The following is a 17,326-nucleotide window of genomic DNA, read 5'->3' on the forward strand; positions in this document are numbered from 1 at the left end:
CAACTGGATGCGCGCTTTAGGGCGCCATCCCGGGCAGCGGGGGCCGCGATCCGGCCCCGGGGCTGCCCGCCCTTCCGGGCGGCGTGCGTTTCGCCGCCGCGCCTCGAACGACTCACGATACGAACCCACATGCCGCGCCCCATCGTCGCTCACATCCGCCCCGACGCCGTCCGCCACAACCTCGAAATCGCCCGCAAGAATGCCGCCCGCTCCCGTGTCTGGGCGGTCGTGAAAGCCGATGCATACGGCCACGGCATCGAGCGGATCTATCCGGGCCTCGCACCGGCGGACGGCATCGCGCTGCTCGACCTCGATGAAGCGGTGCGCGTGCGCGAGCTGAGCTGGGACAAGCCCGTGCTGCTGCTCGAAGGGATTTTCGAGCCGGCCGACGTCGCGCTGGTCGAGCGCCATCGCCTGACGGTCGCCGTGCATTGCGACGAGCAGCTCGATCTGCTGATCGCCGCGAAGCCGCAACAGCCGATCGACATCCAGCTCAAGATGAACTCCGGCATGAACCGCCTGGGCTACCGGCCCGACGCGTTCCGCGCCGCATGGGAACGCGCGGCGAGCGCGCCTTCGATCGGCAAGATCACGCTGATGATGCACTTCGCGAACGCCGACGACGGCGAGATCGACTGGCAGCTCGACCAGTTCGACGCCGCCACCGACGGGATTCCGGGCGAGCGCACGCTGTCGAATTCGGCCGCGGTGCTGTGGCATCCGCGCGCGCACCGCGACTGGGTGCGGCCCGGCACGATCCTGTACGGCGCGTCGCCGACCGGTGCGTCCCGCCATATCGCGGACGTGCCGCTGCAGGCCGCGATGACGCTGACGAGCAAGATCATCGGCGTGCAGACGCTCGCGCCGCAGGAAACCGTCGGCTACGGGCGCTCGTTCACCGCCGATCGCCCGATGCGGATCGGCGTCGTCGCGTGCGGCTACGCGGACGGCTACCCGCGCCACGCGTCGACCGGCACGCCGATCGCCGTGGACGGCGTGCTGACGCGCGTCGTCGGCCGCGTGTCGATGGACATGCTGACCGTCGACCTCACGCCCTGCCCGAACGCGGGCATCGGCTCGCGCGTCGAGCTGTGGGGCGATCAGGTGCGGGTCGACGACGTCGCCGAAGCGGCCGGCACGATCGGCTACGAGCTGATGTGCGCGCTCGCGCGCCGCGTGCCGGTGGTGGTCGTGCCGCCCGGCGCATCGTCGGTGCAGCCCGCCACGTTGCTGCGCACCGGCACCGGCGGCCGCTGAGCGCGTACCGCGCGCCGCTGCGCGACGGCGTCTGCCGGGCGCGCGGCGCGCATCACGTCCGCCAGCGCGGCGGACGCTTTTCCAGGAATGCGTCGATGCCCTCGGCGGCGTCGGCCTCCATCATGTTGCGCGCCATCACGTCGCCGGCGTACGCGTATGCGTCGTCGAGCGTCATCTCGCGCTGGCGGTGGAACATCGCCTTGCCGTAGCGCACCGCGGCCGGACTCTTCGCGACGATCTCGGCAACCTTGCGCGCGACCGCCGCGTCGAGCGCGTCTTCCGGCACGGCCTCGTTGACGAGCCCCCAATCGACGGCCGTTGCCGCATCGACGAAGCGACCGCTCACGAGCATGTCGAACGCGCGCTTGGCCGACACGTTGCGGCTCAGTGCCACGGCCGGGGTCGAGCAGAACAGCCCGACGTTGATGCCGGACACGGCGAAGCGCGCGATGTCCGCCGCGATCGCCAGATCGCACGCGGCCACCAGCTGACAGCCGGCGGCCGTCGCGACGCCGTGCACGCGCGCGATGACCGGCACCGGCAACGCGCGAATCGCGCGCATCACGTCGCTGCAGCGCGCGAACAGCGTGCGGTAATAGTCGAGAGCGGGGTGGGCGCGCATCTCGCGCAGGTCGTGGCCCGCGCAGAACGCCTTGCCCGCGCCGGCGAGAATGACGCAGCGCACGCGCGGGTCGGCCGCGAGCGTGTCGAAAGCATCGTGCAGCGCCGCCAGCATCGCTTCGGACAGCGCGTTGAACTGCTGCGGGCGGTTCAGGCGCAGCGTGACGACGCCTTCGCGGTCGTCGCGCAGCAGGATGGGTTCCGATGACGCGTGATTCGATTCCATTTGGCTCCTCCAGGATGGCGGCGGCGCAGCGGCGCCATCCTGCCGGCGCGCCACACGCATGTGTCGTTGGTGTTTTGTTCAATCTGACATCCGATCCGGCGTCGCAACCCGGCGATACCGCGCGACCGGGAGCCGACCGGCACGAACTAGCGCCCGAAACGCATCACGGTGCTGGTATTGGCCAGCACATGATCCTTTATCGCCGCATGCAACGCATCGCGTGTCAACCCGGCCGCGAGCGCGTCAGGCGCAAGGTCCAGCGCGTAGATCTGCACGACATAGTGATGGGCGATCTCGCCAACCGGTGGACACGGCCCACGATAAGCTGCCTGCCCGATGACGTTGAGACCCACGCGCGCGCCGGCAGGCGGCTCGCCGCCTGCCGCAAGCGACGTCGTCGACGCGGCAATGCCGTACATCACCCAGTGCACGACACCGAAGCCTTTTGCGCCGTCCGGATCGAAGATTGTAATCACAAAGCTGCGCGTGCCAGCGGGCGCATTGCGCCATTGCAATGCCGGCGACACATTGCCGCCACCACAGTTGTTCTGGCTCCCGGCATGGCGCATGGAGAGCGTGCCGCCGTCGGGCAGCCCCGGTGAAGTCAGTTCGAACGCGTCTGCGGCGTACGCGGTCGCGCCGCGCAGCAACAGGACGCACAGGCTCGCGCCAAGCGCATGCCGGATCGCATGTGCGTTGATTTTCATCGTACGGCTCCTTTCTCGCCGCATGGGTCGCGCGACGCCGACGCTGGAACTCGCCCATTTTGGAACCGTGGGCGAAACGCCCGACGCTGCCGAACGGACGACTTGCGCCAGCATGACCATCGGCGGATAATGCATCGCAATTGCGATGCTTCGAGAGACATCATGAAATCCGCCACCTTTCCATCCATCCGGGTCGAGCCGGAACTGCGCGACGCCGCCGAAAGCGTCCTCGGCGAAGGAGAAACGCTGTCGGGTTTCGTCGAGCAATCGATCCGCGAGGGTATCGAGCGCCGTCGTAACCGAAGCGAATTCATTGCCCGCGGCATCGCATCGCGCGAAGCGGCCCGACACACCGGCGATTATGTGCCTGCGTCCGACGTGCTGGAAAGGCTGGAACGGCGGCTCGACGCCCTTCGCGATACGAGACGGAAACCTCGATGACGTATGAGGTTCGGTTCACGCGTGCGGCGTCGGATGATCTGGAGCGTCTTTATGGCTTCATCGTCGATCGCGACGACGCCGACGTCGAACTCGCCGCCCGCGCGCTTGCGGCCGTCGCCGCCGGGATCGCCACGCTGGAATCGTCGCCGTTCACTTGCCGCAAAGCGCATCCGTCGATGCCGTTTCTACGGGAACTGATCATTCCGTTCGGCGCGTCGGGATATGTCGCGCTGTTCGAGATCGACGACGATCGGACGGTGACGATCCTTGCCGTGCGCCATCAGCGAGAAAGCGATTACCACTGAGCCAACGACTCCCGCCCGCCCGATCGTGATCACACGATGAATGGCGAACCGGCGGCACGGGCGCATGCGCGCATCGCGCGCGCTGCGCCGCGTACCGGCCCGTCGCCGCACCCGGCAGGTCAGCCCGCGAGCTTCTTGAACGCCTCGATCACCGCGTCGCCCTTGAACGGCTTGACGATCCAGCCCTTCACGCCGGCCGCCTTGCCGCGCTCCTTCATCGCCGGACTGCTTTCCGTCGTCAGCATCACGACGTTGACCGCCGTGTTGCCCAGCTCGCTGCGGATCTTCTCGACCATCGTGAGGCCGTCCATGATCGGCATGTTGACGTCGCTGATCACGAGGCGCACGCCCGGCGTCGCCTTGAGCTTCGCAAGCCCGTCCTTGCCGTCGTTCGCCGTCGCGACGTCGAGCCCGTGGTTGCGCAGGAAGCCTGCGACTTCGTCGCGCACCGTGCTGGAATCGTCCACCACCAGAATCTTTGCCATGTCTTTTCGTCCTTCCTTTTTTAAAACAATTCCAGTTCACCCGAGTCGACCATCGGCCCCACGTCCTGCTCCGACTCGGTGAAATCCTCGGGCGACCAGCTCAGGCTGAACACGAATCGCTGGTCGACGCAGACCGACTTGCCCGACTCCGGATCGGTCACCCAGTACTTGAAGCAGAGTTGCGGGTACTCGCCGCCGAACGAGATCGTCTTCTGCTTGTGATTGACGATCAGCGGCACCTGCACCGGATGACGCGCGAGCGCCTCGGCATCGCCGAGATAGCGGTTCTTGAACGCACCCCAGACCAGGTTCGTCAACTCGCCGAGCATGCCGTTCAGCTCGCGGAAATCGGGCGGCGCGCCGTCCGACTCCATCTCGCCGAGCAGGTCGAGCATCGGCTGCTCGCTCGTCTGCAGCAGCATGTAGCCGCGGCACCATGCGCTTTCTAGCGCGATCAGGCTGAACACCTCGCCGAAGATGATCTGGTCGCGGACGATGCAGGGCGTCTCGCAGCGCACCGTCATGCCGGGGAAAAGCGCGTCGAGCCGCGCCTCGGTGATTTCCGCGATGCCGCGCACGAGCGCGTTCGGGTAGTCGAGGCTGAAGATGTATTCGTCGATCATGCGACGCAGCGGCGTCATGTCGTCCGCAACGTAGGTCGCACAGGCGGCGCGGGCCAGCGCATCGGGCAGGCCTTCGCTCGACGGCTCCGAGCCGCGCCGCAGGATGATCGGCAGCTCCGGTCGCAGCGCGTCGATCTGCGTCGCGACGATCGCGCTTTCCTCCACCGAGCCGCCGTAATCCTCGGCGAGCAGGATCGCGCCGAGATCGATGTTCGAGCGCAGCACATTCAACAACCGGTTGCGGCGCACTTTCAGGCCGATCAGGTTGTGGTCGTCGCAAAAGCGCTTGATCGCCTCGACGTGCACCGGACTGTCGTCGAGCACCAGCACCTTGCTGACGGGTTTGCCTTCGGTCATTTCCGGTTCTTCCTCGCGTTCGGATTCGGTCAAAACAGTTCGAGTTCGCCGCCCGATTCCACGGCTGCGGTGTCCTGCGCGTAGAAGTCGACCGGCGCGTTCGCGCAGATGCACAGGGTCGCGCCAAGGCGCACGGCGTCGCCGACCGTCACGTCGAATGCGGCGAGATGATGCGGCGCGAGCGCGTGCATCGCGTCGATGCTCGCGCTGCCCAGCAAGTACGGCGTCGACATGCCCAGGTCGGGGAAATGCTCGATCAGCGCCTGGTTCATCGCGCCGCAGCAGAGGTTCGCGACCTCCATGAACGCATCCTGAATCGACCGCTGCGCGGTGGCGCCGAAGTAGGCGCGCGTCGCGTCGTCGTCGCGGAACCGCAATGCGAGCAGCAGCCGGAAATGCAGCGACGAAATCGTCAGCACCACGGCATGGGCGTCACGCGCGGCCGGCCGCGCATCGCCGGCGGCCGGCACGATCGCGCACGTGCCGCCGTCCAGCACGAGCCGCGTGCGGGCCGCGTTGAAGAAGATGCGCTCGACGCTGTCCTTCGCCTGCGCGCTGATCACGCCTGCACTCCTTGCAGCCGCTCGCGCAGCTGGCCGCTCAGTTGCCCGGTCAGCATCTCGACGGTGCCGAGCGCCGCGGTGATCATCTTGCCGCCCGCCTGAATGTCCTGGAACGTCGCGGCCGTCACCAGGTCGTTCCGGTTCAGGCTGTCGCGGTAGCTGTTCGACAGTTGCTGCGAGCGCGCCGCGAGGGTTCGCACTTCGCTCGCCACGATCGAGAATCCGCGCCCGGCCGCGCCGGCGCGCGCCGCCTCGATCGACGCGTTCAGCGACACGATCGACACGTGTGCGACGATCGAAGACAGCTCGTGGTTCTTCGAGCGCATGTCCTGGTTCTGCGTCGTCAGCGAGATCATCTGCTCGTGCCAGCGCTCGAACGTGCCGGACAGGCCGCGCAGCCGCCCTGCCTCCTGCTCGATCCGCTCGGCCATCGCGAGCAGCGCCGCCTGCTCCGACTGCGCCGCCTGCAGCGCGTCGCGCCGGGCGTCCGCCTCGGCCGACTGGCGGGCGAGCGCGTCGGCGAGCTCGCTTTCCTTCTGCGTCCATGCTTGCGCGTCGGAGGCGTGCGCCGCCTGCGCGCCGCTCGCCTGCGCCTCGGCGTGCGCGAGCGCTTCGCGCAGCGCCGCCATTTCATTTGCCGCCTGCGCAGCCAGCCGCTTGCCGCGCGCGTGGTACGCGAGCGCCGCCCCCAGCCATGCCAGCAGGCCGCCGGCCAGCACGGCCGCGATCGTCCATCCCGTCTGCACGCTCACTCCGTCACGCCGGCTGCTGCCGTGCCCATACGCGTGTCGCCGTCGCCGCGCGTCGCGTCGAAGCCCACGCTGTCCACCGCGAATGCGTCAGGCAGCGACACGACCGTCTGGAATGCGCGATACGATGCGCCGCGCCGGTCGTCCGTGAAGCGCAGCGCGATGTCGCCGCCTTCGCGATTGAGGAAATTACGCACCGCGTCCATGCCGACGCCACGGCCCGACACCTCCGTGACCGCGCTGGCCGTCGAGAAGCCCGGACGGAAGATCAGCTCGGCCACGGCCTCGTCGCTCATCGTCCGCTCGGTGTCTGCATCGATCCAGCCGCGCTCGCGCGCAATGCCGCGAATCCGGTCGAGCGCGAGCCCGCGGCCGTCGTCGGCGAGCGTGATCTGCAGCATGCCGCCGTCGACGCCCGCTTCGATGTCGATCGTGCCGGCCACCGCCTTGCCGTTAGCCTTGCGTTCGTCGGCAGCCTCGATGCCGTGATCGATCGAGTTACGCAGCAGGTGCACGAACACGTTCTTCAACGTGCCGCCGATCTCGCTGCGCACCCGGTAGCCGTTGTCGTCGATCCGCACCTCGGGCACTTCCTTGCCCAGCTCGGTTGCCAGCGACGGCAGCGATTCGAGCACGCCGGCCAGCGCCTCGTCGAGGCTTTCCGTGCCGAGCAGGCTCAGCATGTTGCGCACCGAGTCGCGCGCCGCACGCCAGTCCGCGGCGTTCGCGGGGTCGATCCCGTCGAGTACGCGCAGGCTCTCGCTGATCTGCGCACGCTCGACCATCAGGTAGTCTTCGGCCGGGCTGCCCGCCACTGCGCCGCCGCGGCCGAGCGTGACTTCGTTGATCGTCGCATAGCTGTCCACTGCCTCGCGCACCCGCACGAGATCGTCCATCAGCGCGTTGCGGTCCCATTCGCGCGCGGCATCGGCGTTCTCGTGGCGCAGCGCCTCGTAGGCCTGCTCCGCTTCGTGCACGATGTTCGTCAGGTGCTGCAGGCTGTACGTGCGGGCATTGCCCTTGATCGTATGCATGTTGCGGAACAGCGCCGCGACCGCCGTGCTGTCCGCGCAGTCGTTCTGGCGGATGATGTGCTCGTTCTCGTTGATGAAGCCCTTCGCGCTGTCCACGAAGTGGTGGAACTTGTCCTGGCTGATCGACAGGATCTCGCCGATCATCTCCAGGCGGCGCTGCTGCTCGCCCGCCTGCGCGGTCAGCTCGCGCAGCTCGGTGACGTCACGCACGCACAGCATCAGGCGCACCACGGTGTCGGTATCGTCGGTGATCGCCGACCAGCTCAGGTCGAGCCACTTCTCGCGCCCGTCCGGCATGCGCTTCGCGACTTCGTTGACCAGCAGGTGCGCGTTGAACTCGAAGTTCATGCTGTCCTCGCCAAGGCACGCGAACATCGCCGCCTCGACCTGCGAGCGCGCATCCGAGCCGAGGCTCGAATCGTCGAACACGAGCTCCATCAGCGGACGGGCGGCGATGTTCTTCGTTTCGAAGATGTTCTCCAGATACGCCGAGTATTCCGCGTGCACGACGCCGCCGTTCACCACGGTCAGGATACCCTGCTGCATGTTCTGCAGCATCGCCTGGATGTCCGCGGTCTTCTGCTTCAGCTGCGCGGCGTTTTCCTGGATCTTCTCGATCATGCCGTTGAACGCGACGATCGAGTGGCCGATCTCGTCCATCCGGCCGACCGGCACGCGCCGCGTGAAGTCCTGGCTCGACGCGATCTCGCTCATCATCGTCTGCATCCGGCTCAGCGGGCGCGTGATCTGGCGATACAGCACGAAGCCGAGCGCGGTCAGCAGCACGATCACCGTGCCGGCGACGCCCGCGATCGCGGTCGCCGTCGTCGACAGCATGCCGTTCAGCGCCTGGATCGCGTCGTCCTTCTGGCGGTTCTTCTCGACGCGCAGCGCTTCGACGATCCCTTCCAGTTCGTCGCGATACTGCGCGACGTTCGCGAACAGGTAGGCCTGGGCCATCTCGGTCTTGCCGTCGGCTTTCATCTTCGCGGTGTCGCCGATCGCCGAGAAATAGTTCGTGACGCTCTCTTTCGCCTGCGCGACGAGACCTTCCTGCGCATGGCTCGCGGCCGACCGGGCCTGCACGTCGAGCGCCGCGCGCAGTGCCGCCTGCTTCGCCTTCAGCTCGTCCTGCGCCTGGGCGGCCATGTTGCTGTCGGGCGCGTAGATCAGCGTCATTGTCGCGATCTGGATGTCCTTGACGTCGGACACGAGATCCGCGGATGCGAGTGCGCTGGGCACGATGCCCTGCGTAACCTGCTTAACTTCGGACGCGCTCTTGCGCGTCTGGTAGACGGCGTAGACACCGATCGCCGACAAGGCGAGAAATGTCAGGACGACAAGCAACGTGATGCGATGGCGAATGGTCATGTGTACTGCTCCCCGTAACGATCCGGATTCAACCGCGTGCGCGTTCTATTGAATATGAGTTGGCGCGCGGCGAATTATCGGCGACGGGTTATGACCGTTATATGACTATGGCGGAATCGATTTTTCCAAAAAAAGAGACAGTTTATTCGGGCACGAAAACCCTAAAGTTTTCGGAAACTCTGCCGTTAACTTTCGTCCACCATTCTCGCTGACCCTTGCGACGCAGCGTGAATCGCGTGCCGCGGCCGGGTGTGATGCGCGCTTTTTTTCATTCGCGCATGCATCGGACGATATGTACCACGCCGTAAAACGTTTGCAAATAATTAACGCTTGCATCGCATTCAATTCGAAATGATTTTGCGAATGGCGGCGTGAATGCCGCCAACTTTCATCCGGCGACCGGCTGGCCGCCGGATCGCACGCGCCCGCCCCACCGGACAGCGCGCACGTCGGCACAACCGGCAATTCGCTCCTCCGCACCCTGTCACGCCGCCCTGCCCGATCGCACCCCACCACCACAACCGCACGGGCCATCGCCGCATCCCGCATCCCGCATCCCGCCTCTCGCCTCTCGCCTCTCGCCTCTCGCGTCCCTGACGCATTTTTAAATCCCCACCGACGTCGTGTGTTTACACAAACACTACATACCCCTACAATCGCAACCGCTAACGCGAATCATACTCATTTACATTGTTGCGAGAGATTGCCATTTGTGCCGGCAGTCAACCTCGCAGCCGCACAAACCGATCACCGTCACTTCCTTTTTCTCTATGCCTGCCCAGATCAAGACGCGGCCTCGCGCCCTCGTGTCGGCGCTCTATTGCTCCGTTTTCCTGACGCCGCTCATCGCCGCCGCCGAAACGGCGCCCGACACGCCGGCGCAGACCACCGCACCGAATCCGGCCGCCGCGACGGCCGGCACGCTGCCGACGATCGCGGTCACGTCGTCGGCGCTGTCCGAGATGCAGGTGCGCCGCTCGCCGTCATACAAGTTCACGGCGCCGCTGATCGACACGCCCCGCTCGATCACGGTGATTCCCGAGCAGCTGATCAAGGAAAAGGCCGTCACCACGTTCGCCGACGCGCTGCGCTCGGTGCCCGGCATCACGTTCCTCGGCGGCGATGCCGCAGCCAACCCGTCGGCCGACCGCCCGGTGATCCGCGGCTTCGAATCGCGCAACTCGATCTTCGTCGACGGCATGCGCGACTCCGGCCTGCAGAACCGCGAGACGTTCGCGGTCGAGCAGATCAGCGTGATCAAGGGCCCGGATTCCGTCTACGCGGGACGCGGCTCGGTCGGCGGCAGCATCGACATCGTCACGAAGACCCCGCAGAACGACAATTTCGTCAACGGCAGCATCGGGCTCGGCACCGACAGCTACCGGCGCGCGACCCTCGACGCAAACCACAAGCTGAACGACGCGACCGCCGTGCGCCTGAACGTGATGGGCCACAATGCGGACCAGGCGGGCCGCACCGACGTCTACAGCAAGCGCTGGGGCGTCGCGCCGTCGATCGCGTTCGGCATGAACACGCCGACCACGGTCACGATCAGCTACTACCATCTGAACAGCTACGACATGCCGGACTTCAGCGCGCCGTTCCGGTCGACCGGCGGCACGCCGGTGCCGACCGACCGCGGCCAGTTCTTCGGGCTGAACACGCGCGACTACCGCTACGGCCAGACCGACACCGGCGAGGTGCGCGTCGAGCATCGCTTCAACGACGACTGGAAACTGAAGAACACGACGATGTTCGGCCGCTCGACGCTCGACTACGTCGCGACCAATCCGCAGATCCTGGCCTCGAACCCGAACCTGCTGAGCCTGCAGGCGAAGAGCGGCAAGTACGCGACCAACGGCGTGTCGAACCAGACCGAGATCACCGGCCGCGCCAGCCTGTTCGGCATGCAGCACACGATGACGGCAGGCGTGGAATTCAGCCTGGAGCAGAACCGTTACGAGGGCTATTACGTGTCCGACGCGGCGGGCAACAACATCCGCACGGGCGGGCCGTGCACGGTCGCCTACAACTGCACGACGCTGTCGGGCGGCTGGAACCCGAACAACCCGTGGACCGGCAACATCGTGCTGAACGGCGACAAGAGCTTCCCCGGCCCGGCGACGAACACGCGAACCACCACCGCGTCTGCGTATCTGTTCGACACGGTGAAGCTGTCCGAGCACTGGCAGTTCAACGCCGGGCTGCGCTTCGACCGCTACGACATCTCCGCACAGCAGTCCGGCGCGGCTGACCTGTCGAACACGTCGAACCTGTTCAGCTACCAGTTCGGCCTCGTGTTCAAGCCGGTCAGCAACGTGAGCTTCTATACCTCGTACGGCACGTCGTCGAACCCGCCGGGCGCAAACGGCGGCCTCGGCGGCGGCACCGACCAGATCACCGCGACGAACCAGGACCTGTCGCCGGAACGCACGCGCAACATCGAGATCGGCGCGAAGTGGGACGTGCTCGACGAGAAGCTGTCGCTGACATCGGCGCTGTTCCAGACCGAGAAGACCAACGCGCGCGTGAGCGACGGCCTCGGCCACACGATCAACGCGGGCACCCAGCGCGTGCGCGGCGTCGAACTGGGCTTCGCGGGCAACGTGACGAACAAGTGGCACGTGTTCGGCGGCTACTCGTACCTGAACGCGGTGACGACCGACGCCGGCCCGGGCAGCCCCGGCGCGTCTGGCCTGCCGATGGTGATGGTGCCGAAGCACAACTTCACGCTGTGGACGAGCTACGACGTCATGCCGAAGCTGACGATCGGCGCGGGCGCCACCGTGATGAGCAAGATCTATGCATCGGTGTCGCCTACCGTGTCGAAGTGGACGCCGGGCTATGCGCGCTTCGACGCGGCCGCGACCTGGCGCGTGAACAAGACGATGGACCTGCAATTGAACGTGCAGAACCTCTTCAACAAGGAGTATTACTCGAGCGCGTACCCGATCTACGCGACCTGGGCACCGGGCCGCTCGGCGATGGTCACGCTCAACTTCTACCAGTGACGCCCGCGCCTTCCGGAGGCCGTCCGGCCACATCCCGGACGGTATCCGGCGGCGCGATTCCCGGCGATGCCCGGCGTGCGTGCCGCGCGACGCTCACGCCTCACGCCTCACGCCTCACGCCTCACGCCTCACGCCTCACGCTTCAGGCTTCAGGCTTCAGGCTTCACGCCTCCAGCGCAAGCGTCGCGAACGTCGCGAGCCAGTGCTCGCCCATGTAGTCGCCCGCGACGTGCGCGAGCGCACTGTCGAGATGGCGGTCGGCCGCATCGCGCAGCAATGCGCGCCGGATGTCGTTCTCCGGCAGCGCGCCCGCGAGCGCGCGCTGGCACCATGCGCGGCTCAGGTTCAACCCGTCGAGGTGCGCGATCTTGCCGTCGCTGCGGTCGCTCACCGTGACCAGCGCGAACAGCGTCGCCGGCTCGCCGCGCGCGAGATCGGGCAGGAACCGCGCGAACCAGCCGTCGAACGCGTCCGGCGGCAGCACGCGCCGCATCAGTTCCGCCTCCATCAGCGCGGGCGACAGGAACTCGTCGCCGGACGGCTCCCAGGCCTGGCACGCGGCGTCGTTCAGGTGCCAGCGCGCCGCCGTCTCGACGATCAGCGCGGCGAGCCGCTCGCGCCCCGTCTGGCGCGCGAAATCGAGTGCGAGCGCCAGCGCGAACGCGGTATTGAAATGCGTGCCGACGCGCACCGGATAGGTCGCTTTCGGCAGGAATCCCTCGAAGCGCTCGACGATCGCGCCGGTAAGCGGCGCCAGCACCTCGGCCCAGCGGGCGGCCTGCGGCAGCGGCAGGCGTTCGAGCTGCGCGGCAAGCGCCAGCAGCCACGCCCAGCCATACGGCCGCTCGAAGCCGAGGTTGTGCGGCAGATCCAGATATGCGCACTCGCCTGCGACGTTCGCGCCGGTGAAGTGTGCGTCGGCGACGGCGACGATGCGCGCGGCTTCGGGCAAATCGGGAAAGCGCTCGAGCAGATGCAGCACGAGCCAGTAGCCATGCACGCACGAATGCCAGTCGTAGCTGCCGTAGAAGATCGGGTGCAGCGCGCGCGGCCCCTGCACGTCCCGCGGGCCGGCGAGCGCATGGGCGAGCTTGTTCGGATACTCGCGCGTCAGGTGCGCGAGCGCGAGCGTCGCGAATCTCGACGCAATCGCGGGCGTGAGTCGAGCGGTCATGGGCATCTCGTCGGTGGCGGAACACGAAACATCACATTATCAAAAAGCCGATCTTTCACGTTTCCCGGGTACGCGCCCAACGGCACGCCGAGGCGGCGATCCCCGTTTTATCCGACGAAACCGCCCCGCGCGCACGCCGGAAACGGCCCCGCACCGATCGTCGATGCCGTGCGCCGGCAGGCGCCGCCCACGCGCCGCCGGAAACGCGCGCCCCCGCCCGGCCGCGCGGGCGCTCCGCATGGCGAACGCCGCGCCCGGCAACTACACTGGAACAGGATCCGGACTATTCGGGAGATCCGCCATGATCGACGTTTACGAGACCATCGGCACCCGCGCGCTCTCCGCTCATCTGACGAAGGACGGCATGGTGACCGTGAAGGAACAGCGCCACGAAGTCGGGCGCGTGACGCTGGCGACGGCCTATGCCGCGCTTGTCGAGGATGTGGAGGAGGAAGAAGACCTGCGGGACGCGACGGTCGAAGGCATGATGCGCGCGCTGCTGCACGGGTACGTGCGAAGCCACTGACGCACAATCACGCGCGGGCGCAACGCTCGCGCGACGCGGCGCCCCGCCGCCGCGACGGCATTGCTGCCGGGTATCGGCACGCCCTGCGCGGGCGCGGCGACGCGTCGGCGCGCGCCAGGGCCTGTTCACGCTGACAACAGGTTCCTCGTGGATTTCTGGGGATGTCGCGTACAGAGCCACACCGGTCCTTGGCATATTTAAGAGCCGAATGGCAGATTCCAAGGTACAGCGGTCGCCGCATGCCATTCTTATACCGCGCCTGACGCAGAACCGGATTCATTGCACACGAGCACGATCTTGCCTGTCACGCCCCCCTCGCCGAGCAGCTCCTGCGCGCGTCGCGCCTCTGCAAGGGGGATGAGCTGCGCGATTAGGGGCTTGATCTTCCTCTGTTGCAGAAGACCAAGCAGGGCAATCAAATCTTGTCGAAACAATGCCGGTTTCAGCCGTTTTAGCCACTGGATGCTATAGGGAATCACCCGTTTCCTGCCCGGCAATAGCCAGCCGCCAGCAATGTACAACCCGAAAATGGCGATCGCGCGAAAGCGATGGCGACCGCCTGGACCTGGACGCCCTGAAGCCAATCTACCCCCACGTAGAGAGGATGTTAGCCCGTATGCGACTACTGTCCCTCCAGGGCGGAGAGCCTTGCGGGAACGCCAAATATGGGTACCACCGATCCCTTCAAAGACGACGTCTACGCCGTCCCTTGTGAGGCGCTGAATTTCTTTCACGAAGTCGAACTTTCGGTAATCAATTGGGATACCGCCAAGTTCTGAAACGGCCGACGCCCCATGCGATGAACAAGTACCGTACATCTCCAGTCCGGCGAGGCGCCCAAGTTGCAACAGTGCCGTGCCGACCCCACCTGCAGCGCCGTGGATCAAGACGCGCTGGCCCGGTCTGACCTTTGCGGAACGATGCAGCATCTGGTACGCCGTGACATAGTTCAGCACGAGGCTGACAGCCTCAGCAGCGTCCAATCCAGGTGATACCGGAACCAGTTCACCTTGCGGCAGGCACACGTACTGCGCGTACGCACCACTGATCGGCAGCGCGGCTATCATCTGGCCGGGTTCCACTCCAGAGACGCCGCGGCCGAGCCGATCCACCATGCCAACCAGATCCCAACCCGGCGTGAAAGGTAGTCGTGGCGTTTCGGGATGAACGCCCTCGCGCATCATCAGGTCGGGCAAGCTGACACCTGCAACCAGCACTTTCACCCGCACCTCACCATCCTTAGGCTCGGGGCACTCCTCCTCAACCACCCTGAGTGCGTCGGGACCACCGTAGTGAGTCACGATGATACGTGTGTGTCTCATAGGCACCTTCCCGGCTTACCGAGTTATCGATCTCGCGAGCGCCAAGAGGAAGTCAAGACGACTTGGCAGCAGAAACTCTCAAACTACCCGCCTACCTCCTCGCCAACTTGATGCACGTCAATCTCTTCAAGAGAACAACTTCGTGGCGGTCTTGCCCCGCCCACAATAGGTTCCTCAGATGCCGACCGGTGATTCGAATGCCTTGAGCCTCGAACGGCAAACGACAATTATTCAGGAACCCGATTGTTTTGCGGATTTGCAAAGTCTTCGTGATCTGGACCAGTTCGGTCATCAGCTACACGAATAGTGGTTTCGCGAATCTGCAGAGCGACGTGCCACAGTCTGGTGTTGATCTCGCCGCTGTCGGTCGCCTACCGATCTCGCTAACGCCAACCGGCATCCGATCTCCTCAAATCCAGATCACGAACGTCAAGTTGACGCAGCAGCGTATCGCGCAGCGCTCCGAGCGTCGGATGTCTGCAAGCGACGATGCGAAGGGGATCGTCGCCAAATGAACGGCCGTTCCACGTCGAATCGGCCGCCCAGATGTCATAGTCGCGGTGAAAACGAACGACGCTTATCGCCCGAACCCGGTCCGATCCGGCACCGACAAGGCGATCCGCTGCCGGCGGAGATCGCATTCGGCGCAAGTCGACCCAATGCGGCCAGTCGCGTTGCTCCAAATCAGCCGTTCCGCCGATATGCTGTTCCTCGCATCCCCGACACGGGTTGCGGCTACTGACTTGGTGATGAGATTATTTTGCGCCCATACATGTCTTGGCCCGTCAATTTGTTCGCTTCGCTCAGCACATTTTCAAGCGTGGCATACGCGGGACCGACGTCCATCTTCCGTACCGCCAGGTCCATGCAATTCGACCTTAGCTGCGCAGTCAAATCGTGTAGCGCCGCAATTACTTCATAGTCACACGGAGACTCTTCCAACGCCATGCGACCAATCAAAAACGCCTCGTGATACGCCGCGGCACGAAGCTTCTCCCGTATGCGATCTGAGTTTGAACTCAAGATAATCTTCCCCCCGTCGGTGCGAATTTAGCGATTCTCCGCGATCTTGAGCTCGATGTTGACCGACCGTTCCTGGCCGGTGACAGACTCCGAAACTGATCCAGGCTCATAAGGAGTTCATGTTCGTGTCAGCTCGAACGATAGCTGACTGCACCCGTACTCGTTTCCCCCTTCGTCGGTCATAAATTCAGTATAGCTTTGAGTACCTCGTCGTGTTCGAAATAGTAGTCGTGCGCGAAGCCAAGAGAAGCTTCGATTTCCGTGTATCCCAGGTTGATGCCCGCATGCGAGCGCTTCCGTTCCGCTTCGAACGGCACCTTGCTGCACAACGAATCGGTCAAGGCGTAAAAATCAATCCAATTTTCGACCAATGTCGAGGCCACGCACTGCCGGATCCGTTTCTCATACGCTGGTTCGCGGGACATGACAAACTCCAAGGGACTACCTGCGGTGACGAACTTAAATGCCCGAAGCAGCGACGCAGGGTCTGGTTCAGCCATGATCCACGCGATTGCATCGACCGCGACGACGCTGCCGAAACTGTGCGCGAGCAACGTGATGCTTTGGTAGTTTGCAAACTGCGGACCGATCTCCCGAAAGGCGTTGATGACACGCCGACGGACCCGGTCACAAAACCCTTCGCGATTCTTGAGATAGCAAAATGCCGCGTACGACGCGTCGATGTTCGATGTTACGAAACCGGTTGCGAGAAGGCCGGTGGCACCCACCCAAAGCCAACCAATCGGGCTTTCGGTATGCGTTGGCAGGAACAAGGAGAGAAGTTGCGTGAAGTGAAGAATGGCGAGTAGTGTCAGAACATACCAAACGAACAGGAAACACGTTCCAACGCAGAAGGCTCGCTGAAGTGGCCTGGACGTTTTCGGTATTGCCTTCCATTGCTTGAGGCTGAGCCAATACCGGACAAGAGAGTACCCCAGGAACGGAATCCAAGATTTTTCAAGCGGTGGCCGAAGATCATTCCAGAAGATTTCGACTACATCAACCAGCTTCTGCTGACCGTTGCAGAGTCGTATGTCGAACTGCGCGCGGCCGCTGCTGTCGCTTCGGCGACGAAACGACTGGACTGATTCGCGGTGCGTTTCCAGGAAGCCCTCAATGCCGTCCGACAGACGGGTTGCGTAGCGCTCACGTTCGCTTCTGGCCATGCCCGGGACAAGCATGACAAGCTCATGTACCGTTTCCATTTCAGCACCTCATGTGCATCAAGCGCGTTATGACGAACACTTAGGGGATCTGGCTGGCCTTCATGCGGTCCGAGCGAGCGAGGCCGGAGCGTGCCGCTGCCACCGAGAATAATAGACGGTCGAGACGAACTGGTGGCGGGGGCCGCCCCATTCCGGACGCTGCACCAGGCACCATTTCAACGACAGATTTCAGTGCGGTCGCGATGGAACTCAAGAATCTCGGCCGGCTGCGTGACCGGATGACAGTTCGAAACGACGGATAGACATTACACTCACGCGGACACTCGGATGTCGTCTGCTTACAGACGATAGATGGTGGATGTTCG

General features: G+C 64.8%; 16 protein-coding genes. 6 read left to right on the plus strand and 10 right to left on the minus strand.

Annotated elements, in window-relative coordinates; genetic code table 11:
• The first annotated feature begins 129 nt into the window (after nucleotides 1–129).
• Nucleotides 130–1,257, plus strand: coding sequence for an alanine racemase (gene alr / locus LIG30_RS07520; RefSeq protein ID WP_038710952.1), 1,128 nt, complete (start codon nucleotides 130–132; stop codon nucleotides 1,255–1,257).
• 52 nt (nucleotides 1,258–1,309) lie between these two features.
• Here alr and LIG30_RS07525 read toward each other — a convergent pair whose 3' ends face one another.
• Nucleotides 1,310–2,104: an enoyl-CoA hydratase gene (locus tag LIG30_RS07525; RefSeq protein WP_038710954.1), complete on the minus strand. Its 795-nt coding sequence runs from the start codon at nucleotides 2,102–2,104 to the stop codon at nucleotides 1,310–1,312.
• 146 nt (nucleotides 2,105–2,250) lie between these two features.
• Nucleotides 2,251–2,946 (minus strand): YbhB/YbcL family Raf kinase inhibitor-like protein, encoded by a 696-nt coding sequence (locus LIG30_RS07530; protein WP_235510239.1) that lies wholly within the window; start codon nucleotides 2,944–2,946, stop codon nucleotides 2,251–2,253.
• 27 nt (nucleotides 2,947–2,973) lie between these two features.
• Here LIG30_RS07530 and LIG30_RS07535 point away from each other — a divergent pair, with 27 nt between their 5' ends.
• Nucleotides 2,974–3,252, plus strand: coding sequence for a YlcI/YnfO family protein (locus tag LIG30_RS07535; protein WP_038710957.1), 279 nt, complete (start codon nucleotides 2,974–2,976; stop codon nucleotides 3,250–3,252).
• A complete protein-coding gene (locus LIG30_RS07540; RefSeq protein WP_038710958.1) occupies nucleotides 3,249–3,557 on the plus strand; it encodes a type II toxin-antitoxin system RelE/ParE family toxin in 309 nt (102 codons plus the stop codon). The genes LIG30_RS07535 and LIG30_RS07540 overlap by 4 nt, the downstream gene beginning before the upstream one ends.
• A 119-nt stretch (nucleotides 3,558–3,676) precedes the next feature.
• On the opposite strand, the gene LIG30_RS07545 is transcribed toward LIG30_RS07540, so the two are convergent.
• Genes LIG30_RS07545 through LIG30_RS07565 form a run of 5 tightly spaced genes read right to left on the minus strand, consistent with a single transcriptional unit; the run spans nucleotide 3,677 to nucleotide 8,739 of the window.
• Nucleotides 3,677–4,042, minus strand: a complete 366-nt coding sequence (locus LIG30_RS07545; RefSeq protein WP_038710959.1) for a response regulator — start codon at nucleotides 4,040–4,042, stop codon at nucleotides 3,677–3,679.
• Between the two features lie 20 nt (nucleotides 4,043–4,062).
• Nucleotides 4,063–5,022: a chemotaxis protein CheX gene (locus LIG30_RS07550; protein ID WP_038711005.1), complete on the minus strand. Its 960-nt coding sequence runs from the start codon at nucleotides 5,020–5,022 to the stop codon at nucleotides 4,063–4,065.
• A 29-nt stretch (nucleotides 5,023–5,051) separates the two neighbouring features.
• Complete coding sequence (locus tag LIG30_RS07555; RefSeq protein WP_038710960.1) at nucleotides 5,052–5,585, minus strand: hypothetical protein; 534 nt, start codon at nucleotides 5,583–5,585, stop codon at nucleotides 5,052–5,054.
• Nucleotides 5,582–6,337 (minus strand): methyl-accepting chemotaxis protein, encoded by a 756-nt coding sequence (locus tag LIG30_RS07560; protein WP_038710961.1) that lies wholly within the window; start codon nucleotides 6,335–6,337, stop codon nucleotides 5,582–5,584. Before LIG30_RS07560 ends, LIG30_RS07555 begins: the two co-directional genes overlap by 4 nt.
• Nucleotides 6,334–8,739, minus strand: a complete 2,406-nt coding sequence (locus LIG30_RS07565) for an ATP-binding protein (protein WP_051994908.1) — start codon at nucleotides 8,737–8,739, stop codon at nucleotides 6,334–6,336. The genes LIG30_RS07560 and LIG30_RS07565 overlap by 4 nt, the downstream gene beginning before the upstream one ends.
• 770 nt (nucleotides 8,740–9,509) lie before the next feature.
• On the opposite strand from LIG30_RS07565, the gene LIG30_RS07570 reads away from it, so the two are divergent.
• Nucleotides 9,510–11,750 (plus strand): TonB-dependent receptor, encoded by a 2,241-nt coding sequence (locus tag LIG30_RS07570; RefSeq protein ID WP_038710963.1) that lies wholly within the window; start codon nucleotides 9,510–9,512, stop codon nucleotides 11,748–11,750.
• Between the two features lie 163 nt (nucleotides 11,751–11,913).
• Here LIG30_RS07570 and LIG30_RS07575 read toward each other — a convergent pair whose 3' ends face one another.
• On the minus strand, nucleotides 11,914–12,924 hold the full coding sequence (locus LIG30_RS07575; protein ID WP_038710965.1) for a DUF2891 domain-containing protein: 1,011 nt from the start codon (nucleotides 12,922–12,924) through the stop codon (nucleotides 11,914–11,916).
• Nucleotides 12,925–13,225: 301 nt separating this feature from the next.
• On the opposite strand from LIG30_RS07575, the gene LIG30_RS07580 reads away from it, so the two are divergent.
• Nucleotides 13,226–13,450, plus strand: coding sequence for a hypothetical protein (locus tag LIG30_RS07580; protein WP_038710966.1), 225 nt, complete (start codon nucleotides 13,226–13,228; stop codon nucleotides 13,448–13,450).
• 248 nt (nucleotides 13,451–13,698) lie between these two features.
• Here LIG30_RS07580 and LIG30_RS07585 read toward each other — a convergent pair whose 3' ends face one another.
• Nucleotides 13,699–14,751: a medium chain dehydrogenase/reductase family protein gene (locus LIG30_RS07585; protein ID WP_235510242.1), complete on the minus strand. Its 1,053-nt coding sequence runs from the start codon at nucleotides 14,749–14,751 to the stop codon at nucleotides 13,699–13,701.
• Between the two features lie 290 nt (nucleotides 14,752–15,041).
• On the opposite strand from LIG30_RS07585, the gene LIG30_RS26110 reads away from it, so the two are divergent.
• Entirely contained in the window at nucleotides 15,042–15,287 is a 246-nt protein-coding gene (locus LIG30_RS26110) for a hypothetical protein (RefSeq protein WP_152986033.1), read from the plus strand.
• Nucleotides 15,288–15,974: 687 nt separating this feature from the next.
• On the opposite strand, the gene LIG30_RS07595 is transcribed toward LIG30_RS26110, so the two are convergent.
• Nucleotides 15,975–17,000, minus strand: coding sequence for a hypothetical protein (locus tag LIG30_RS07595; RefSeq protein ID WP_038710972.1), 1,026 nt, complete (start codon nucleotides 16,998–17,000; stop codon nucleotides 15,975–15,977).
• Nucleotides 17,001–17,326 lie beyond the last annotated feature (326 nt).

This window comes from Burkholderia sp. lig30 (assembly GCF_000687455.2).
Classification (GTDB): Bacteria; Pseudomonadota; Gammaproteobacteria; order Burkholderiales; family Burkholderiaceae; genus Burkholderia.